At 67.5% G+C, this 19,291-nt stretch carries 16 protein-coding genes; 5 read left to right on the top strand and 11 right to left on the bottom strand.

Translation table 11 applies throughout. The features are described 5' to 3' along the window. Nucleotides 1-69: 69 nt before the first annotated feature. Nucleotides 70-1,002, top strand: coding sequence for a LysR family transcriptional regulator (locus BRO63_RS08370; RefSeq protein WP_088139277.1), 933 nt, complete (start codon nucleotides 70-72; stop codon nucleotides 1,000-1,002). Here BRO63_RS08370 and BRO63_RS08365 read toward each other — a convergent pair. Together BRO63_RS08365 and BRO63_RS08360 are read right to left on the bottom strand one after the other, a co-directional pair. Next, on the bottom strand, nucleotides 999-1,850 hold the full coding sequence (locus BRO63_RS08365; RefSeq protein ID WP_088139276.1) for a sulfurtransferase: 852 nt from the start codon (nucleotides 1,848-1,850) through the stop codon (nucleotides 999-1,001). The two genes, BRO63_RS08370 and BRO63_RS08365, sit on opposite strands and share 4 nt — an antisense overlap. 37 nt (nucleotides 1,851-1,887) lie before the next feature. Continuing rightward, entirely contained in the window at nucleotides 1,888-2,742 is an 855-nt protein-coding gene (locus tag BRO63_RS08360; protein ID WP_088139275.1) for a DMT family transporter, read from the bottom strand. 151 nt (nucleotides 2,743-2,893) lie between these two features. On the opposite strand from BRO63_RS08360, the gene htpX reads away from it, so the two are divergent. Then, nucleotides 2,894-3,775: a protease HtpX gene (htpX, locus tag BRO63_RS08355; protein ID WP_088139274.1), complete on the top strand. Its 882-nt coding sequence runs from the start codon at nucleotides 2,894-2,896 to the stop codon at nucleotides 3,773-3,775. 66 nt (nucleotides 3,776-3,841) lie between these two features. Here the strand turns inward: htpX and BRO63_RS08350 are convergent, their stop codons facing one another. Continuing rightward, nucleotides 3,842-5,233 carry an L-serine ammonia-lyase gene (locus BRO63_RS08350; protein WP_088139273.1) on the bottom strand — a complete coding sequence of 464 codons (1,392 nt, stop codon included), beginning with the start codon at nucleotides 5,231-5,233 and terminating at the stop codon, nucleotides 3,842-3,844. A 173-nt stretch (nucleotides 5,234-5,406) separates the two neighbouring features. Here BRO63_RS08350 and BRO63_RS08345 point away from each other — a divergent pair, with 173 nt between their 5' ends. After that, a complete protein-coding gene (locus tag BRO63_RS08345) occupies nucleotides 5,407-7,068 on the top strand; it encodes a Na/Pi cotransporter family protein (RefSeq protein ID WP_088139272.1) in 1,662 nt (553 codons plus the stop codon). A 73-nt stretch (nucleotides 7,069-7,141) separates the two neighbouring features. Here the strand turns inward: BRO63_RS08345 and BRO63_RS08340 are convergent, their stop codons facing one another. The 3 genes from BRO63_RS08340 to polA form a co-directional block, all read right to left on the bottom strand. Further along, the gene (locus tag BRO63_RS08340; RefSeq protein ID WP_088139343.1) at nucleotides 7,142-7,930 is read right to left on the bottom strand and encodes a dienelactone hydrolase family protein; all 789 of its coding nucleotides are present in this window, start codon (nucleotides 7,928-7,930) and stop codon (nucleotides 7,142-7,144) included. A gap of 72 nt (nucleotides 7,931-8,002) precedes the next feature. Then, entirely contained in the window at nucleotides 8,003-8,842 is an 840-nt protein-coding gene (locus BRO63_RS08335; protein ID WP_088139271.1) for a ZIP family metal transporter, read from the bottom strand. Nucleotides 8,843-8,960: 118 nt separating this feature from the next. Beyond that, on the bottom strand, nucleotides 8,961-11,678 hold the full coding sequence (gene polA / locus BRO63_RS08330) for a DNA polymerase I (protein ID WP_088139270.1): 2,718 nt from the start codon (nucleotides 11,676-11,678) through the stop codon (nucleotides 8,961-8,963). Here polA and BRO63_RS08325 point away from each other — a divergent pair. Continuing rightward, the gene (locus BRO63_RS08325; RefSeq protein ID WP_444978601.1) at nucleotides 11,677-12,369 is read left to right on the top strand and encodes an LOG family protein; all 693 of its coding nucleotides are present in this window, start codon (nucleotides 11,677-11,679) and stop codon (nucleotides 12,367-12,369) included. The genes polA and BRO63_RS08325 overlap by 2 nt on opposite strands. A gap of 190 nt (nucleotides 12,370-12,559) precedes the next feature. On the opposite strand, the gene BRO63_RS08320 is transcribed toward BRO63_RS08325, so the two are convergent. Together BRO63_RS08320 and BRO63_RS08315 are read right to left on the bottom strand one after the other, a co-directional pair. After that, nucleotides 12,560-13,984: a M20 family metallopeptidase gene (locus BRO63_RS08320; protein WP_088139269.1), complete on the bottom strand. Its 1,425-nt coding sequence runs from the start codon at nucleotides 13,982-13,984 to the stop codon at nucleotides 12,560-12,562. 44 nt (nucleotides 13,985-14,028) lie between these two features. Then, nucleotides 14,029-15,012: a Bug family tripartite tricarboxylate transporter substrate binding protein gene (locus BRO63_RS08315; RefSeq protein ID WP_088139268.1), complete on the bottom strand. Its 984-nt coding sequence runs from the start codon at nucleotides 15,010-15,012 to the stop codon at nucleotides 14,029-14,031. A gap of 104 nt (nucleotides 15,013-15,116) precedes the next feature. Here BRO63_RS08315 and BRO63_RS08310 point away from each other — a divergent pair, with 104 nt between their 5' ends. Then, nucleotides 15,117-16,079: a LysR family transcriptional regulator gene (locus tag BRO63_RS08310; protein WP_256942904.1), complete on the top strand. Its 963-nt coding sequence runs from the start codon at nucleotides 15,117-15,119 to the stop codon at nucleotides 16,077-16,079. Between the two features lie 13 nt (nucleotides 16,080-16,092). Here BRO63_RS08310 and BRO63_RS08305 read toward each other — a convergent pair whose 3' ends face one another. From BRO63_RS08305 to BRO63_RS08295, 3 genes are all read right to left on the bottom strand, one after another. Next, nucleotides 16,093-16,881 (bottom strand): 1,6-dihydroxycyclohexa-2,4-diene-1-carboxylate dehydrogenase, encoded by a 789-nt coding sequence (locus BRO63_RS08305; protein ID WP_088139266.1) that lies wholly within the window; start codon nucleotides 16,879-16,881, stop codon nucleotides 16,093-16,095. Between the two features lie 20 nt (nucleotides 16,882-16,901). Continuing rightward, nucleotides 16,902-18,248 (bottom strand): MFS transporter, encoded by a 1,347-nt coding sequence (locus BRO63_RS08300; RefSeq protein WP_088139265.1) that lies wholly within the window; start codon nucleotides 18,246-18,248, stop codon nucleotides 16,902-16,904. A 111-nt stretch (nucleotides 18,249-18,359) separates the two neighbouring features. Continuing rightward, nucleotides 18,360-19,274: a dioxygenase family protein gene (locus BRO63_RS08295; protein WP_088139264.1), complete on the bottom strand. Its 915-nt coding sequence runs from the start codon at nucleotides 19,272-19,274 to the stop codon at nucleotides 18,360-18,362. Nucleotides 19,275-19,291: the final 17 nt, after the last annotated feature.

Raw genomic sequence — 19,291 nt, 5'->3', positions numbered from 1 at the left:
AGATTAAAGAAAAAGTAGGCTACATTTCCTTCTTATGCGGAACTAAACGTCCGCAATCAAGGAAACGAGATGGATAGCCTTAATGGCTTTGTCGTGTTCGTGCAGGTGGCCGAAACGCGCAGCTTCGTCGCCGCCGGCCGGCTACTGGGCGTGTCAGCATCCGCCATCGGCAAAAGCGTGGCGCGGCTGGAAGAAAAACTGGGAGTGCGCCTGTTCCACCGCAGCACCCGCAGCGTCACCCTGACCGCCGAAGGCGCGCTGTTCCTGGAACGCAGCCGCCGCATCCTGGCGGAGATCGAGGCGGCCGAACTGGAGCTGTCACAGGCGGCCGGCGCGCCGCGCGGACGCTTGCGCGTCAGCCTGCCGCTGGTCAGCGGACTGGTGCTGCCGGTGCTGGGCGAGTTCATGCGCGAATATCCCGAGATCGAACTCGACCTGGATTTCACCGACCGCATGGTGGACGTGATCGAAGAAGGCTTCGACGCCGTGGTGCGCACGGGCGAACCGGCCGACTCCCGGCTGTCGGCGCGGCGCCTGGGCGCCTTCCAGATCTTGCTGGTCGCCTCGCCCGCCTATCTGGCCAGCCGGGGCACGCCCAAGGCGCCGGCCGATCTGCTCCGCCACAGTTGCCTGCACTACCGCTTTCCCAGTAGCGGCAAGCTGGAAACCTGGGCCTTGCGGCAAGCGGCGGGCGAGCCCGAACTGCAACTGCCCGTCTCGATGATCTGCAACAACATCGAGACGCGCGCCTGCTTTGCGCTGCAAGGGCTGGGTATCGCCTATCTACCGGATTTCGCCATTCGCGAACCCTTGGCGGATGGCCGCCTGGTGCAGGTCCTGAAGGGACAGGCGGAGCGGACCAATGTCTTCCACATCCTGTGGCCCGCCAGCAAGCATCCATCGCCCAAGGTGCGGGCGCTGGTGGACTTTTTGGGCTCCCGGGTATTCGCGGACGCCAGGACGTCCGGGCCCGGACGCAGCCCCCGGCCGCTAGGGTCCTAGGCGCCCTTGGCCACCGGCCGGGACGGATCGCTGCACCACTCGCTCCAGGAACCCGGATACAGGCGCGAACCCGACAGGCCGGCGATCTCCATGGACAACAGGTTGTGGCAGGCCGTGATGCCCGAGCCGCACTGATGCACGATGGCGGCCGGATCGCGGCCGTCCAGCAGGCTGGCGAACTCCTCGCGCAGCTGCGCGGCCGGCTTGAAGCGGCCGTCGGCCTGGAGGTTCTCGCCGTTGGGACGGTTCAGCGCGCCCGGAATGTGGCCGGCCACCGGATCCATGGGCTCGACCTCGCCGCGATAGCGGTTGGCGGCGCGCGCGTCGATCACGGTGAAGGCCTGACGGGGAATATTGTCCAGCACCGCCTGGGCGTCCACCGAACCGGCCAGCGAGGAGCCCAGCTCGACCGGCTGCCCGGCACGCACGGCGGCAGCGGCTTCGGTGGTGGTCGGCAGGCCGGCCGCGGTCCAGGCCTGCCAGCCGCCGTCCAGCACCGCCACCTGATCGTGGCCGAGCCAGCGCAGCATCCACCACAGGTGCGCGGCGTACATGCCGCCGCTGGCGTCGTAGGCCACCACCAGGGTTTGCGGCGTCACGCCGTGGGCGGCCATGAGCGCGCCGAACGCGGCGCGCGAGGGCAGCGGATGGCGGCCGTTCTTACCAGTGCGGGCCGCGGCCAGTTCGGTTTCGTGATCCAGGTAGCGGGCGCCGGGAATATGGCCGGCGTCGTAAGCCTGACGGCCCGCCGCGTGGTTGCTCAGGTCGTGGCGCACGTCGAACACGCGCACGTCGGGCGCATTCAAGCGCGCGGCCAGATCGGCGGCGGAAATCAGGGTCATCGTCATTCGGTGTGCTCCCGTAATGGTGCGTGGATACCGCGGGTCAGGCCGGCTTGGGATCGCGCATGGTGCGCCAGATCGACAACAGCCCCGCGAAAATGATCAGGCCCATGCCGGCCCAGGCCAGGGCGTCCAGCTGTTCGCCCCAGAAGCCCATGCCCAGCAAGGCCGCGAAGATGATGGTGCTGTACTGCAGCGCCGCCGTCAGCAGCGCCGACCCCAGGCCGAAGGCGCGGGTCATGGCCAGTTGCCCGAACAGGCCCGTCACGCCCACGCCCAGCAGCGACAGATAGCCGGTCCAGTCGGCGTGGCCCCAGCCCTCGAACAACAGTCCGGCCAGGCTGGACACGCAAACGGCCACGGAGAAGAACAGCACGGTGCGCCATTCGGGTTCACCGACCCGGCCCAACTGGCGGATCTGCATCATGGCGATGGCCGACATGGCGCCGGCGGTCATCCCCAGCAAGGCGGCCAGCCACTGGTCCTCGTTGATGCTTGGTCGCAGCACCGCGATCACGCCCAGGAACCCCAGCGCCACCGCCACGATGCGCACGGAATCCCGCTGCGCGCCGCCCCAGCCCAGCATCCAACAGGCGATGAACAGCGGCGCCGTGTAGTTCAGGCTGGTGGCCGTGGCCAGGGGCAGATGGGCGATGGCGAAGAAACCCAGCCACATCGAGGTGACGCCGGACAGGTTGCGCCACAGGTGGAGTTTCCAGCTGACGGGGATGATGGACTGGCGGCCGGCGCGGGCCCAGATCAGCAGCAGGATGACCGAGGGCAGTCCGCGAAAAAGCACGACTTGCGGCAGCGAGGCGCCGTGTTCGGTGCCGAGCTTCACGAACGAACCCATGATGGCGAACATGGCGGACGCCAGCAACATCCAGAGTGCCTGCATGGGGGTCTACGCTAAGGGAAAAGTGGGGAGGACTAAGGGAAAGCGATACTATACTCTCCGTCACCGGAAGCGGCGCCGCAAGTCGGGGAACTGGCGGGCCGCGGCAGTGTCGAATTCCGGCATATCCTGCTCGCAGAGGAACACAAAAAACATGAAACGCATTGTCCTGTTCGTCCTGACCAACCTGGCTGTCATGCTGGTGCTGTCGGCCACGCTGCGCATCCTGGGCGTGGACCGCTACATCACCGCCAACGGCCTGAACCTCAACGCCCTGCTGATCTTCTCGGTGGTGGTGGGCTTCACCGGCGCGATCATCTCGCTCTTGATCAGCAAGCCCATGGCCAAGTGGAGCACCGGCGCCCAGGTGCTGGACCCGAACTCGCCCCGCAACCAGCGCGAAGCCTGGCTGGTCGACACCGTGCACCAGCTGGCCGACCGCGCCGGCATCGGCCGCCCGGAAGTCGCCATCTATGAAGGCGCGCCCAACGCCTTCGCCACCGGCGCATTCAAGAACGACTCCCTGGTCGCGGTCTCCACCGGCCTCTTGGAAAGCATGAGCGAGGAAGAAGTCGCCGCCGTGCTGGCGCACGAAGTCGCGCACATCGCCAATGGCGACATGGTCACGCTGACCCTGATCCAGGGCGTGGTGAACACCTTCGTCGTGTTCCTGGCCCGCGTGGTCGGCTACTTCATCGACCGCGTGGTGTTCAAGAACGAACGCGGCATCGGCCCGGGCTACTACATCACCGTGCTGGTCTGTGAAATCATTTTCGGCGTGCTGGCCTCGATCATCGTGGCCTGGTTCTCGCGCCAGCGCGAATACCGCGCCGACGCCGGCTCGGCCCACCTGATGGGCGCGCGCGAACCCATGATCCGCGCCCTGGCCCGCCTGGGCGGCCTGGAACCTGGCGAACTGCCCAAGTCCTTCGAGGCCTCGGGCATCACCGGCAAGGGCGGCCTGGCCGCGATGTTCGCCTCGCACCCGCCGATCCCGGCCCGCATCGCCGCGCTGCAGAACGCACGCGTGGTCTAAGCCTCGCAGCCAGCAAAAAGCCCCTCCACGGAGGGGCTTTTTCTTGGGCGGAACCTGGAATGCCGGTCAGCACTCGACGATGTTCACCGCCAGCCCGCCACGCGCGGTTTCCTTGTACTTGGTCTTCATGTCGGCGCCGGTTTCACGCATGGTCTTGATGACGGAGTCCAGCGACACGTAATGCTGGCCGTCGCCGCGCAGCGCCATGCGGGCGGCGTTCACGGCCTTGATGGAGGCCATGGCGTTGCGCTCGATACAGGGGATCTGCACCAGGCCGCCGACCGGATCGCAGGTCAGGCCCAGGTTGTGCTCCATGCCGATCTCGGCCGCGTTCTCGACCTGTTCGACCGTGCCGCCCAGGGCCGCGGCCAGCCCGCCCGCCGCCATCGAGCAGGCCACGCCGACCTCGCCCTGGCAGCCGACCTCGGCGCCCGACAGCGAGGCGTTGTACTTGTACAGCAGGCCCACGGCCGCCGCGGTCAGCAGGAAATCGCGCACGCCCTCGCGGTTGGAGCCGGGCACGAAACGGTCGTAGTAGTGCAGCACCGCCGGGATGATGCCGGCCGCGCCGTTGGTCGGCGCCGTCACCACGCGCCCGCCCGCGGCGTTCTCTTCGTTGACGGCCATGGCGTACAGATTGACCCAGTCCATCACGGACAGGGGATCGGACAGCGTGCGCTCGGCCCGCTGGGTCAGGTTGCGGTACAGCTCGGGCGCGCGGCGGCGCACGCGCAAGGGGCCGGGCAGTTCGCCGTCGGCCTCCGGGTAATTGATGCCACAGCCGCGCGACACGCAGTCCTGCATCACCTGCCAGATGCGGTCCAGCCCGGCGTGCACCTCGGCCTCGTCGCGCCAGGTCAGCTCGTTCTTCATCATCAGCTGCGCCACCGTCAGGCCGTTCTCGCGGCACATGGACATGAGTTCGCGGCCCATGCGGAACGGGTACGGCAATTGGTCGTGCGCGGCGATGACCTGGCTGTTGGACGCGCCGGCCGTCACCACGAAGCCGCCGCCCACCGACAGGTAGCGGGCCTCGCGCAGCGACTCGCCGTTGGCGTCAAAGGCGTGAAACTTCATGCCGTTGGGATGCTCCGCCATGGCTTCGCGCCGGTAGAACATCATGTGTTCCTTTTCGATGAAAGGAACCGGATAGCGCCCCAGCAATGGCAGTTGGCGGCTGGCCCGCACCGACGCGATCATGCCGACGATGGCGGCGGGATCGACGGTGTCGGGCGCTTCGCCCATCAGGCCCAGCAGCACCCCCTTGTCGGTTCCGTGGCCCTTGCCCGTGGCCCCCAGCGAGCCGTAGAGCTCGGCGCGCACCGAGGCCACGCTGGGCATGAGCCCATCGCGTTCCAGGCCTTGCGCGAACAACAGGGCGGCCCGCATGGGCCCCACCGTATGGGAGCTAGACGGGCCTATGCCTATCTTGAACAGGTCGAATACGGAAACGGCCACGCAACACTCCAATGCATCTGCAAATGATGAAGCAATGATACGCGTAGGCCAGCCCGCGCGCAGCAGGCCCGGCAAGCGTATGCTGTATTGCGGGGACAGGTTCCCCCGCCAGCGCCGCGCATGCGATCATTACAGAATTATTACTTGTCATAAAAGAATGGAAACACGCCAGGATGTCCGGACTCATTACCCTGCTTGACTTCGCCGGCTACGTCGCCCTCCTGCTGTGGGGCGTGCACATGGTCCAAACAGGCGTGCAGCGCGCCTTCGGGGCCGCGCTGGGCGCGGCATTGGGCAAGGCGCTCGGCACCCGGCTGCGGGCCTTCGCCGCCGGGCTGGGCATCACCGCCGCATTGCAGAGCAGCACGGCCACCGGCCTGATGATCACCGGCTTCGCGGCCGGCGGGGTCGTCGGCCTGGCGCCGGCCCTGGCCGCCATGCTGGGCGCCAACGTCGGCACCACGCTGATCGTGCAGCTGCTGTCCTTCGACCTGACTTCGCTCGCCCCCATCCTGATCCTCGCGGGCGTATGGATGTTCCGCCGCTATCCGCCGGGGCGCACGCGCGACCTGGGCCGCGTCTTCATCGGCCTGGGGCTGCTGCTGCTGTCGCTGCACCAACTGGTCCAACTGTTCCAGCCGTTCCAGACCGCCCCCATGCTGGGCATGATCCTGGACGCGCTGTCGACCCAGCCCGTGGCGACCGTGCTGCTGGCGGCCGCCTTCACCTGGGCGGCGCATTCCAGCGTGGCCGTGGTGGTGCTGGTCATGTCCCTGGCCAGCCATCACATGGTGGCGCCGCACGTCGCCTTTGCGCTGGTGCTGGGGGCCAACCTGGGTACCGCCATCAACCCCATGATCGAGGGCGTGACCGGCGACGACCCCGCCGCCCGCCGCCTGCCGCTGGGCAACCTGCTGACGCGGGTGGTGGGCGTGCTGGCCGGCCTGATGCTGCTGCCCTATTTGCAGCCGATGATGAGCGACCTGGCATCCGACCCGGCCCGCGCCGTGGCCAACTTCCACACCCTGTTCAACGCCGTCATCGCCCTGGTGTTCCTGCCGCTGCTGACGCCCTACGCCGCCCTGCTGACCCGCTGGCTGCCCAAGCGCGCGGATCCGAACGACCCGTCGCGCCCCCAGTACCTGGATGAATGGGCCCATGACGTGCCGGCCGTGGCCCTGGGCAACGCGGCGCGCGAAGCGCTGCGCATGGCCGACATGCTGCAGACGCTGCTGCTCTACGCCCGCGCCGGCTTCAAGCGCGACAACCGCCACCGCATGGTGCAGGCGCGCCAGCTGGACGCGGCGCTGGACAAGCTGGAAAACGCCATCACCACCTACCTGGCCACCCTGGACCAGGAGAACATGACGCGCGACGACATCCAGCGCCTGGACGACATCCTGGCCTTCACCAGCAATATCGGCCATGCCGGCGACATCGCCAACCACGGCCTGCTCAGCCACATCGCCAAGCTGCGCAAGCAAGGCTGGGTCTTTTCGCCCGAGCAGCGCGCCAGCCTCGACGACACGCTGGGCCAGCTCATTTCCAACCAGCGCACCGCCGCCGCCCTGTTCGTCAACGACGACCTGCGCCAGGCCCGTGCGCTGGCTGGCGAAAAGGCGCGCTTCCGCTCGATCGAGACCAACGCGGCGGACACGCACCTGCAGAAAATCAAAGGAGGCGAGGTCGACGCCGCCGAGGTGGGCGCGCTGTACCTGGATATCCTGCGCGACATGAAGGGGATCAATTCCCATCTGGTCGGCGCGGCCGCCTACCCCCTGCTGGCGCGCCACGGCGAGCTGCTGCCCAGCCGCCTGCGCGAAGCGGGGAACTGAGCAGAATGAAAAAGCCGGCCTTCCGGCCGGCTTTTTCAACTGGGCTCCCGGCAGTTTTCACTGCCCGGCGGTCCTACAAATAGCGCTTGAACCACTCCAGCATGCGCTTCCAGCCGTCCTGCGCGGCCTCGGCCTTGTAGCTAGCGCGATAGTCCGCCAGGAAGGCGTGGTCGGCCTCGGGGTACACCACGAATTCCGAGCGCCGGGCGTTGTCGTTGCCGGCGGCCAGTTTGGATTTCATGGTTTCGACATCGGCCAGCGGAATGCTGGCGTCCTTGCCGCCGTACAGGCCCAGCACCGGCGCGTGCAGCTCGTTGACCACGTCGAAGGCAAAGCGCTTGATCAGCGGGCCATGGCCCACGCTGAGCTTGCCGTACCAAGCCACGGCCGCCTTCACGTCGGGATTGTGCGCGGCGTACATCCAGGTCAGGCGGCCGCCCCAGCAAAAGCCCGTCACCGCCACGCGCTTGGGATCGCCGCCGTGCGCGGCCGCCCAGGCCACGCTGGCGTCCAGGTCGGCAAAAACCTGTTCGTCCGGCACCTTGCTGACCAGTTCGGCGATGAGTTTGGGGATGTCAGTGTAGACCGATGCATCGCCCTGGCGTTCGTAAAGATTGGCGGCGACAGCGAGGTAGCCGGCCTTGGCGACCCGTCGGCACAGGTCCTTGATGTGCTCATGCACGCCAAAGATTTCCTGCACCACCAGCACGATGGGCAGGTCGCGCTTGCCTTCGGGCGCGGCGTAATAGGCGGCGATCGTGCCGTCGGCCACGGGCAGCTTGAAATCCCCGTGGACCAGACCCTGGGTGTCCGTATGGATCACGGTGGGCGCGACATTGCCGGCTGCGGCGGAAAAACTCATGAAGAACTCCTGTGTAGGGATGATCAACCAAGCCGGATATCCCGCCAGCGCCTGCATGGCCCCGCGCCGATCCTAGTGCCGGTGGACATGCTCCACTTGCGGCGCGCCCTGGCCGGTGTCGGCCTCATGGTCGTGCCCGTGGTGCATCACCGTGGTGACGCTGTAGATCAGCGCCACGCCCACGCCGACCAGCAGTAATTGCGGGACGGCATCGGCCAGGGATACCCGTTCATGCATTTGCGGCATCAGGTCGGCCACCGAGATGTAAAGGAAGCTGCTGGCTGCAACCACCAGGACATACGGCACCCATTGCTGCGCCTGCTGCAGCACGAAGTACCCTATTATGCCGCCCACGGCTGAACACAAGCTGGTGAAGAGGATCAGGGAGAAGGCGCGGCGGCGCGCCAGGCCCGCGTTGAGCAGCACCACGAAGTCGCCCAGCTTGTGCGGCACTTCATGGACGATGATGGACGCCGCGGTCAGCACGCCCAGCAGCGGATCGGTCAGGAACGCCGCGGCCACCAGAACCCCGTCGCACAGATTGTGCAGCGAGCTGCCGATCAGGATCAGCACGCCGCCGCGGCCCGCCTCGTGGCGGTCGTGGCCCTTGTGATGGTGATGGCCGTCGCCCTCGTGGTGATGGCTATGCCGCAGCAGCGCAATCTTCTCCAACACGAAGAAGCCGATCAAGGACGCCAGCATCAGGCCGAACAGCACGTGGGCATCGCCCACCCCGGTCTCGAAGGCCTCGGGCAGCAGATGCAGCAGGGCCACCGACAGCAGCACCCCCACCGACAGGCTGACCATGTGGTGCAGGTACTGCGCGAAAACCTTGTAGGCCAGCCAACTGGCGACCAGGACGGCGATAAGCCCGCCGGTGACGGTGGCGAGCAGAATCCAGAGCAGCAACATTTTTGGGGGGAACGCTTTAGAGGCGAGGGAAGCGCAACATTATATTGTTTCAATACCAAAAACGGAAATGGGCCGCCCGGAAGCGGCCCATGTGTCCTGGGACCGGGTGCTTCCGGCCTTAGTGGGCCTGCTCCCAGTTCTTGCCCATGCCGACTTCCGCCACCAGCGGCACGCGCAGTTCCGCAACGTTGCACATCAGGCGCGGCAGCGCTTCCTTGACCAGTTCCAGCTCGGCGTCCGGCGCTTCCAGCACCAGTTCGTCGTGCACCTGCATGATCATGCGCGTCTGCAGCTTTTCGGCTTCCAGCCAGTCCTGCACCGCGATCATGGCCATCTTGATCAGGTCGGCCGCCGTGCCCTGCATGGGCGCGTTGATGGCGGCACGCTCGGCCGCCTGGCGGCGCGGGCCGGAAGCGCCGCGGATTTCCGGCAGTTGCAGGCGGCGTCCGAAGACGGTTTCCACGTAGCCCTGCTCGCGCGCGCGGCGGCGCGTGTCGTCCATGTACATCGCCACGCCGGGATAGCGGGCGAAATAGCGGTCGATGTAGGCCTGCGCGGCGTCGCGCGTGATGCCCAGGTTGGACGCCAGGCCAAACACCCCCATGCCGTAGATCAGGCCGAAGTTGATGGCCTTGGCCGCGCGGCGTTGATCGGTGGAGACATCGGCCAGCGATACGCCGAACACTTCCGAAGCCGTGGCGCGGTGGATGTCCTCGCCCGCCGCGAAGGCGCGCTGGAGATTGGCGTCATCCGAGACGTGCGCCATGATGCGCAGCTCGATCTGGGAATAGTCCGCCGACAGCAGCATGCCCTGCTCGGCGATGAACGCCTCGCGCACGCGCCGGCCGGCTTCGGTGCGCACCGGAATGTTCTGCAGGTTGGGATCGGACGAAGCCAGGCGGCCGGTGATCACCGCAGCCTGCGAGTAATGCGTGTGCACCCGCCCGGTGTCCGGGTTGATCATGCGCGGCAGCTTGTCCGTGTAGGTGGACTTCAGCTTGGACAAGCCGCGGTACTCCAGCAGCACCTGCGGCAGCGGATAGTCCTGCGCCAGCTTGCTCAGCACCTCTTCGTCGGTGGACGGCGCGCCGCTGGCGGTCTTGCGCACCACCGGCAGCTGCATCCGGCCGAACAGGATCTCGCCCAGCTGCTTGGGGGAATTCAGGTTGAAGGGCTGGCCGGCCAATTCATAGGCCTTCTGTTCCAGCTGCAGCATTTCCTGGCCCAGCTTGTGGCTCTGGCGGCCCAGTTCCGCGGCGTCTACCTTGACGCCGTTGCGCTCGACCGTGGTCAGCACCGAGGACACCTGCATTTCCAGCAGGTAGATACGGTTCAGCCCTGTGTCGGCCGCCACCATCGGGCGCAGCACCTGGTGCAATTGCAAGGTGAAGTCCGAGTCCTCGGCGGCATAGTGGCCGGCCTTGTCCACCGCCACTTCGTCAAAGCCGATCTGCTTGGCGCCCTTGCCGCAGAGGTCCTCGTAGGACACGCCGCTGCGGCCCAGGTAGCGCTGCGCCAGGTCGTTCAGGCCCACGCCGCGGTGCGACTCCAGCACGTAGGCCTGCAGCATCGTGTCTTCGGTGATGCCGGACAGCTTGATGCCTTCGTTGGCGAACACGTGCGCGTCGTACTTGGCGTGGTGCAGCAGCTTGGCGCGCGACGCATCCTCCAGCCAGGGCTTCAGGCGCGCCAGCACCTCGGCCTTGGGCAGCTGCGGCGCGTTGTCCGGGCCGCGGTGCGCGACCGGGATATAGCAGGCCACGCCAGGCGCCACCGCCAGCGACATGCCCACCATCCTGGCCTGCATTTCATCCAGCGAGGTGGTCTCGGTGTCCAGCGCGACCAGGGGCGCGTCCTTCAGCTTTTCCATCCAGGCGTCGAACGCGGCCCAATCGGAAATGATCTGATAATCCAGCTCCACGGGCGCGGCGGGCGCCTCGTGCGCGACGCGGGCGTCGCCCGCCGGCACGCGTTCGGCGTCGCCGGTCAGGTCGCGCAGCCAGGTGCGGAAACCGTAGCGTTCATAGAGTTCGGTCAGCGTCGCATCGTCGCGCGGGCGCGGCGTCAGGTCGTCCACGGCATCCACATGGCCGGCCAGGTCGCAGTCGTACTTCACGGTCAGCAATTGGCGCGTCAGCGGGAAGTTGGGAATGGCTTCGCGCAGGTTGCTGCCGGCCACGCCCTTGATGTCTTGCGCGCCGTCCACCAGCTTGTCTATCGAGCCGAATTCCGTAAGCCATTTGACCGCCGTCTTCGGGCCCACCTTGGTCACGCCGGGGACATTGTCCACCGCGTCCCCCACCAGCATCAGGTAGTCCACGATGCGGTCGGGCGGCACGCCGAACTTGTTGACCACGCCGGCCTCGTCCAGCACTTCGCCGGTCATGGTGTTGACCAGGGTGACGTGGCTGTTGACCAGCTGCGCCAGGTCCTTGTCGCCGGTGGACACGATGGTGTGCACGTCGTGCTCGGCGGCGCGCTTGGCCAGGGTGCCGATCACATCGTCGGCCTCGACCCCTTCGATGGCCAGCACCGGCCAGCCCAGCGCGCGCACGGCACGGTGGATGGGCTCGATCTGCGCGGCCAGGTCTTCCGGCATGGGCGGGCGGTGCGACTTGTATTCCGGGTAGAGATCGTCCCGGAAGGTCTTGCCGCGGGCATCGAAAATACATGCGGCATACTCTGCCTTATGATCAGAGACAAGTTTGCGCAGCATATTCACCACGCCGTAGAGCGCCCCCGTGGGTTCGCCTTGCGCGTTGCGCAAATCAGGCATAGCGTGGAAAGCGCGGTACAAGTAACTTGAACCGTCGACCAGTAATAAGGTTTTTTTCATGGTTACAAAGGCAGATATGGCAATAGCTGCGGAAACACCCGCCAACAAACAAATTCCGCTGATTATGTCAGAGATACGGACGGCGGCAGACAAGCTCGCGAACATCGGGCCTGCTGTCAGCGTCTTCGGCAGTGCGCGAGTCAGCCGCAATTCCCCCCACTATGAAACCACCGTCGCAATTTCCGCCGCCTTGGCGGATGCGGGTTTCGCGGTGATCGCCGGCGGCGGTCCCGGCATCATGGAGGCAGCCAACAAGGGCGCGTTCGAAGCAGGCGGCACCAGCATCGGTCTGAACATTAGCCTGCCCCACGAAGCGCACAACAACGAATACCAAACCATCAGCCTGTCATTCGAGTATTTTTTCTCGCGCAAGGCAACCTTCTTCATGCACAGCTTCGCCTATGTGGCGATGCCTGGCGGTTTCGGCACCCTGGATGAACTCTTCGAAGCGCTGACGCTCATCCAGACGGGCAAGGTCCCGCCCGCGCCCATCGTGCTGGTGGGCAGCGAGTACTGGTCCGGCCTGGTCGAATGGCTGGGCGGCCAGGTGCTGGCCAACGGCATGATAGGCGCGCACGACCTGGATCTCTTCATCATCGAAGACGATCCCGTCAAGGTGGTGCGCAAGGTGGTGGAGTTCCACGCCAAGGTCAATTCGGACGCGCAATACGCGCCGTCCCTGCCGGCCTGAAACCGCATGTAGCTTGAGGCCCGCGCCGCCGCCAGGCCGCCCTAAGGCGGCGCTGCCCCCCCTCGGGGGCAGCAAGCGCGCAAAGCCCGCGCGGCGTGGGGGCCCGCGCCGCCGCCAGGCCGCCCTAAGGCGGCGCCGCCCCCTCGGGGGGCAGCAAGCGCGCAAAGCGCGCGCGGCGTGGGGGCCCTTTCTACTTTCGCATAAAGGATGGCAAGACGTCCGCCGGTATCGGGCAGACGTAAGGCTGCCCGCGGCGCGTCTCCATCAATTCTTCCTTGGCCCGCGCCAGCGCCTCGGGCTGCGTGTACAGATCGGCGGCGGTCGCCGCGATGATCTTGGCCGCGTGCACCATGCCCTTGTGCGCCATGGACATCTTGCCCTGCGCCACCATCTGCCAGGAATGGAACGGCGTGCCGTAGGCGTAGCAGGCGCCCCAGCATTGCGCGGTGGGCGCGACCCAGCTCACGTCGCCGACGTCGGTGGAGCCATACGTAATCTCGGCCTTGCCGGGTTCATAGGGCGCCACGCCAGTGAACAGCGGCGTGGGATTGCGCAGCACCGCGCCCAGGTTCTTGCCGGCATTGTCAATGTCGTCCGCGGAAATCGCGTCCCACATGCGGCGCGCGGCCTGCTGTTCGCCCGCGCTGTAATCCGGCCCCTGCAGCGCCAGCATGTTGGCGTACATGATCTGGTTCAACACGCCGTTGGGGATGTAGTTCGAGCAGGCCTTGTCGAACACGATTTCCAGTTCGCAGCCCGTCATCAGGGCCGCGCCGCGCGCCACGTTCTGCACGCGTTCGTACAGTTCGGACGCCTGCGAATTGATGGGCGCGCGCACCAGGTAGAGCACTTCGGCGCGGGCTTGCACCACGTTCGGCGAAATGCCGCCGCTGTTGGTCACGGCGTAATGCACGCGCGCATCCGGCACCATGTGTTCGCGCAGGTAGTTCACGCCCACGTTCATCAGCTCGACCGCGTCCAGCGCGCTGCGGCCCAGGTGCGGCGAATTGGCCGCGTGCGCCGCGACGCCGCGGAAGCGGAAGTAAGCCTGGATGTTGGCCAGCGACGACTGGTGGAAGATCCCCGTGTGCGATGCGGGATGCCAGGTCAGCGCGGCGTCCACGTCGTCGAACAGGCCGGCGCGCGCCATGAAGGTCTTGCCCGAGCCGCCCTCTTCCGCCGGACAGCCATAGAAGCGGATGGTGCCGGGCAGGCCATTGGCCTCCAGGAATTCCTTGACCGCCACCGCGGCGAAATGCGCGGCCGTGCCCAACAAATGGTGGCCGCAGCCGTGGCCGTTGCCGTTCGGCGTTTCCGGCGAAGGCTGGCAGGCGTAGGCGCCGCTTTCCTGGCTCAGGCCGGACAGCGCGTCGTACTCGCCCAGGATGCCGATCACCGGGCCGCCGCTGCCGGCCTCGGCCACGAAGGCGGTGGGAATGCCGGCGGCGTCGCGCGTGACGCGAAAGCCGGCTTCCTCCAGCATGGCGATGTGCAGCTCGGCGGACTTATGCTCGTCGTAGCGCAGTTCGGCCAGGCTCCAGATGCGGTCGCTCAGTTCCGCGTAGCGCTCGCTGCGCGCGTCGATGAACGGCGCAAGTTTGTCGATGGCACCCATTGTCTCTCCTGTGGCTTTAATGGCGGGGGAAAAAACCGGTCAGGTCACTCGTCGAGCTTGATGCCGGCAGTTTCAATGATTTTGCGATTGGCGGCCAGCGTCTGCGCGATGCGCTCGGCGAAGGCCTGCGGCGTGCCTGCGTCGGGCTGCGCGCCCATGCCTGCCAGGCGCTGCACCAGCGCCGGATCGGCCAGCGCACGCACGGCGGCCTGATTCAGGCGCTGCACCACGGCATCGGGCGTGCCGGCGGGCACGACCAGGCCGAACCAGGTCTGGCCCAGCGCGTTCAACTGCGGATACCCCAGTTCCGCCATGGTCGGCAGGTCCGGCATGTCGGGCATCCGGGCGGGTGCGGACACGGCGATGGCGCGCAGCTTGCCGGCCTTGACCAGCGATTGCGCGGACGCGTACTGGTCCTGCTGCACCTGCACTTCGCCGCCTACCGCGGCGGTCAGCGCCGGCCCCATGCCGCGGTACGGCACGTGCAGCACATCGACCTTCAGATCCGCGTTCATGGCCGCCAGGTTCAGGTGCCCGAGCGAACCCACGCCGGGCGAGCCAAACGAATACTTGCCCGGATGGGCCCGCAGCTCGGCCAGGAACTGCGCAAAGTCCTGTGCCGGAAACGCCGGATTCACCATCCACACGACCGGCACCGTCGCCACCGAGGCCACCGGTTTCAGCTGCGTCTCGGGGTTGACGCGCTTGGTGCCGTACAGCAGGGGATTGACCGCCATGGTGCTGACCGTGGCCATGCCCAGGGTGTAGCCGTCGGGTTCGGCCCGGGCCACCGCCTCGGTGCCGAGCAGGCCGCCCGCGCCGGCGCGGTTCTCCACCACCACGCTCTGGCCCAGTTCCTTGCGCAAGCCCTCGGCCACCGCGCGGGCCAGCGCGTCCGTGGACCCGCCGGGCGCGAACGGCACGATCAGCCGCAAGGGCTGGGAGGGATAGGCGCCCTGGGCGGCGGCCAGGGACGAAACACTGAAAGTTACGGCGCAAACCAGCGCGTGCAGCAGACGGGACTTCATGGACCAGCCACTCCTGGGGAACGGAAGCGATGTAAGGGATCGCTGCATTGTGTCCAGGGCATATCCTTATTTCAAATACATTAATGCGTGGATATATTCATATTTTGAATAGCTTGCCCGCCTGCGCCATGGACATCGCTCCCGCCACCCTGCTCTCCCGCCTGCTCGCCCGAGGCCGCTTGCGCCACCTGCAATTGCTGGCCAGCATCGCCGATCTGGGCAGCATCCAGCAGGCGGCCAACCATATCGGCCTGAGCCAGCCGGCGGCCACCCATGCGCTGGCCGACATCGAGGATCTGCTGGGCGTAAAGCTGTTCGAGCGCCATGCCCGCGGCATGCGCACCACGCGCAGCGGCCTGCTCATGGCGGAGTGCGCCCGCAGCATGTTGACGACGCTGCGCGCCTCCACGGATTCGGTGGCGGCCCTGCGCCAGGGCGCCACCGGCCATCTGCGCCTGGGCGCCATACCGGCCGCCAGCGGCGGCCTGCTGGCCGAGCGCCTGCCCGCCTACATGAAGGCGCACCCGGGACTGCAGGTGGAAGTCGTGGAAGGCAGCCGCGAACAACTGCTGCCGCAGGCGGCCAGCGGCAGCCTGGACATGCTGCTGTGCCGGCGTCCGGAAGCCGTGCCCGCCGGTCTGGAATTCGTGCCGCTGCAGGACGACGCGGCGGTGATCGTGGCCGCCGCCGGCCATCCGCTGCTGGCTCCGGACGCCGCGCCCACGCTGGCGCAGGTGGCCTCCCAGCTATGGATAGAGCCCCGCCCCGAACTGGCCATCCATGCGGTGTTCAAGGCCTTCTTCGAACGCGCCGGCGTGGTGCCGCGGCTGTGCAGGCTGAGCAGCGCCGCCCCGCCCATGCCGCTGCTCATCGCCGTCATGCAGGCCCAGGAAGCCCTGGCGATGGTGCCGCAGACCCTGGGCAACTGGTACATGCAGCACGGGCATTTCCAGCGCGTGCGCATCGAATCGCCGGGTTCGTTCCAGCCCATAGGCGCGATCGCGCGCGACCAGGGGCCGGGCCGCGATTTCCTGGACTGGCTGGCGGCCGGGCGCAAGGCCCGCTGAGCCAGCCCGATCCTCAGCCTATGTCGCCGCCGGCCACGTACATGATCTGCCCGGTGATGTAGGACGCCTCGGGCGCGGCCATGAAGCAGATCGCCGCGGCAACCTCCTCGGCCTGGCCCAGGCGGTCCTGCGGGGTGTCGCGCAGGCAGGAGGCATACATCTCGCCGACCCAGGCGGTCTCCTGCGCGGACGGCGCTTCCTGGTTGCGCGGAATCGCGCGCACGCCGTTGTCCAGCGCGCCCGGCGACACGCAATTGACGCGCACGCCGGACTTCGCCAGCTCCAGCGCCATGCAGACGGTGGCGGCGTGCACGCCGCCCTTGGAGGCCGAATACGGCACCCGGTAGATGCCGCGCGTGGCATTCGAGCCGACGTTGACGATGGCGCCCGCGCCCTGCGCCCGCATCACCGGTATGACTTCGCGGCAGGACCACAGCGTGGGCCACAGCGAGCGATTGACCTCGCGCTGCATCTGCTCCGGCGTGTATTCCCAGAACGGCCGGGTCCAGATCGTGCCGCCCACGTTGTGCACCGACACGTCGATGCGGCCGTTGACTTCCAGCGCGGCGCGCACCATGGATTGCGCGCCCTCATGGGTTTCCAGATCGGCCTGGGCGAAGCTGGCGCGCCCGCCCGCGGCCCGGATTTCCTCGGCCACGGCGGCGCCCTGCGCTTCTGCCCGGTCCACCACGACGACGTGCGCGCCTTCGGCCGCCAGGCGCCGGGCCGTTGCCCGGCCCACGCCCTGGGCGGCGCCGGTGACCAGGGCCACCAGGCCCTCGAAACGTTGATGTGTGCTCATGTTTGATTCGTCCTTGCTGCTCAATGCGCCGCCGAAAGCGCGCCGTCCGGCCGCGCGTGCTTGAGCTTGAGGCTCAGCACCGCCAGCGCCGCGACCGCCAGGGGTATGGCCAGCGCGATGAAGAATCCCGAAGGCCCGCCCCAGGCCAGGAAGCTGCCTCCTATGGCCGAACCCGCGATCGCGCCCGCGCGGCCCATGCCGATGGCCCAGCCGGTGGCGGTGGCGCGCAAGGCGGTCGGATAAGCGCCCACGACCAGGTAGTTCAGCGCGATCTGCTGGCCGCCTATGCCGAAGCCGGCCGCACCAACCAGGATGAAGACCAGCGTCCAGTTGTCGCCGGCCTGGCTCAGGCCGACTGCCACCGCGATGCCCAGCGCGAACATGCCGCCCAGAAGCCTGCGGGTGTTGACGCGCGGCAGCATGAAGGACAGCGGAATCGCGCAGATGATAAAAACCGCATTGACGATGACGGTGCCCATGGGCGCCTGCTCGGCGGGCAGGCCCGCAGCCTTCAGCACCGTGGGCAGCCACGACAGCAGCATGAACCACGCCACCCAGTTCAGCAGGTACACCGCCCAGATCGCCACGGTCTTGGCGCCATGGCCGTCCGCGAACAGCGCGCCCACGCCGGCTCGCGCGACGGATTCCTCCGGCACGGTGAACTGCGTGTCCGCGCCCAGCTTGCGGCTGGATATCGCCGACAGGACGCGCGCGATGTAGCGCTGGCTTTCCGGATCGCGGCGCGTGGCCTTGAAGTGCAGCGACTCGGGCAGCATCACAAAGGCGACGGCCAGCAGGGCCAGCGGCGCCAGGCCGCCGACGATGAAGATGCCTTCCCAGCCGATGACGGGCAGCATGCGGGCGGCCAGCAAACCGCCCATCATGGCGCCCGCCGGCAGGCCCAGCAGCACGCCGGTCATGATGGCGCCACGCAAACGGGCCGGCCCGTACTCGGCGGCCAGCGCCAGCAGCACCGGCGTGCAGCCGCCCATGCCCAGGCCGGCAATGAAGCGCAGCACCAGGATGTGGGTGGTGTCGGTAGCCCAGGCCGTCGCCAGCGTGGACAGCCCGAACAGGGCCAGGCCCAGCATGATGGCCGGACGGCGGCCGATGCGGTCGCCAATCAGGCCCAGGGTCATGGCGCCCACCGTCATGCCGACGATGCCGGCGGTCAGGATGGGCGCCAGCGCGCCCGCCTTCAGATCGAAGGCGGCCAGGATCGCGGGCCCGGTGAAGGCGATCGCCTGGGTGTCGAAGCCGTCGAACAGCGCGATCAGAAAGCACAGGATCAGCACGCGCCATTGAAAGGCGCCCAGTCGCTCCTGGTCGATCAGCGTCGGAATCGACCAGCTGGAAGTCGCGGTCATGATGGTTGTCTCCATGGCGCGGCCGAACCCGGCCTCGCGCCTGCGGGTTGTTCTAGGTGGTTTTCAAGGGGAAATGGCGGCGCCGCTCGCGGGCGCCGCCCAGGGCATCGGTCAGGCGGTGGCGCGGTCCATGCGGGCTTGCGGGCGGGCCTCGTCGGCGTCCAGCGCCGGCTGCATCACGAAGTCGAAACAGACGCGCGTGAACGGCGCGTTCACGCCCAGGCTCTCGTAGCCGGCGGCCGGCGTATTGGGCTGCAGTTCGACCACCAGGCCGTCGCGCGTGGCGAAGGCGAAGTCGTCGTCGAGGAAAGTGTCGCCCGGGATGTTGACCTGCGTGGTCAGCGTGCGCCGGCCTTCGGCAGCCACCAGGAAGTGGATGTGGGCCGGCCGGTTGCCATGGCGGCCCAGCGCCACGAACAGTTCGGACGTGGGGCTGTTCGGCGGAATCGCATAACCCGGCGGAATGAAGCTGCGGAAGCGGTAGCGGCCTTGCGCGTCGGTCTTGATCTTGCGGCGCAGGTGGTAGTCCGCCTGGTCGGAATCGAAGTGCGAATAGCGCCCCAGCTCGTTGGCGTGCCAGACGTCCACCAGCGCGCCGGCGACGGGATTGCCGTCCACGTCGCGCACCTGCCCTTCCATCACCAGCACCGTGCCGGCCGCGGGATCCTCGTCCAGGCGGGCCTCGCCGTCGGACAGCGGCGCGCCCGCGATGTAGAGCGGTCCCTCGATCGCGCGCGGCGTGCCCGCGGCGCGGCCGGCGGCCTCGTCGGCCTCTTCCTCGCGGATGTCGATCAGGCGGTCAAAGCCCAGGCCGGCCGTGATCAATCCCATCTGGCCGCTGGCGCCCAGGCGCGCGAGCCAATCCACGCCTGCCCAGAATTCGTCGGGCTTGATGTCGAGATCGTCGATCGCGCGGAACAGGTCCGACACGACGCGCTGCGTGATCTGCCGGACGCGGTCGTTGCCCGGATTGACCTGGGAACTGTTGACCAGGTCCAGTAGTTGTTGCTGGGTATATTCAGCCATGATGCGTCTCCTGCTTT

It is taken from the genome of Achromobacter xylosoxidans (assembly GCF_002192695.1).
GTDB lineage: Bacteria > Pseudomonadota > Gammaproteobacteria > Burkholderiales > Burkholderiaceae_B > Achromobacter > Achromobacter xylosoxidans_C.
The sequence above is the reverse complement of the archived record's forward strand: the minus strand, read 5'-3'. Positions and strand labels throughout refer to the sequence as shown.

Bases quoted from the DNA above. Each gene is read 5' to 3' on its own strand.
- BRO63_RS08340 (WP_088139343.1), bottom strand. From the start codon at position 7,930: ATGAGTTTTTCCGCCGCAGCCGGCAATGTCGCGCCCACCGTGATCCAT.
- polA (WP_088139270.1), bottom strand. From the start codon at position 11,678: ATGAAAAAAACCTTATTACTGGTCGACGGTTCAAGTTACTTGTACCGC.
- BRO63_RS08320 (WP_088139269.1), bottom strand. From the start codon at position 13,984: ATGGGTGCCATCGACAAACTTGCGCCGTTCATCGACGCGCGCAGCGAG.
- BRO63_RS08360 (WP_088139275.1), bottom strand. From the start codon at position 2,742: ATGCAGGCACTCTGGATGTTGCTGGCGTCCGCCATGTTCGCCATCATG.
- BRO63_RS08365 (WP_088139276.1), bottom strand. From the start codon at position 1,850: ATGACGATGACCCTGATTTCCGCCGCCGATCTGGCCGCGCGCTTGAAT.
- BRO63_RS08345 (WP_088139272.1), top strand. From the start codon at position 5,407: ATGTCCGGACTCATTACCCTGCTTGACTTCGCCGGCTACGTCGCCCTC.
- htpX (WP_088139274.1), top strand. From the start codon at position 2,894: ATGAAACGCATTGTCCTGTTCGTCCTGACCAACCTGGCTGTCATGCTG.
- BRO63_RS08305 (WP_088139266.1), bottom strand. From the start codon at position 16,881: ATGAGCACACATCAACGTTTCGAGGGCCTGGTGGCCCTGGTCACCGGC.
- BRO63_RS08300 (WP_088139265.1), bottom strand. From the start codon at position 18,248: ATGACCGCGACTTCCAGCTGGTCGATTCCGACGCTGATCGACCAGGAG.
- BRO63_RS08295 (WP_088139264.1), bottom strand. From the start codon at position 19,274: ATGGCTGAATATACCCAGCAACAACTACTGGACCTGGTCAACAGTTCC.
- BRO63_RS08315 (WP_088139268.1), bottom strand. From the start codon at position 15,012: ATGAAGTCCCGTCTGCTGCACGCGCTGGTTTGCGCCGTAACTTTCAGT.
- BRO63_RS08370 (WP_088139277.1), top strand. From the start codon at position 70: ATGGATAGCCTTAATGGCTTTGTCGTGTTCGTGCAGGTGGCCGAAACG.
- BRO63_RS08325 (WP_444978601.1), top strand. From the start codon at position 11,677: ATGGTTACAAAGGCAGATATGGCAATAGCTGCGGAAACACCCGCCAAC.
- BRO63_RS08335 (WP_088139271.1), bottom strand. From the start codon at position 8,842: ATGTTGCTGCTCTGGATTCTGCTCGCCACCGTCACCGGCGGGCTTATC.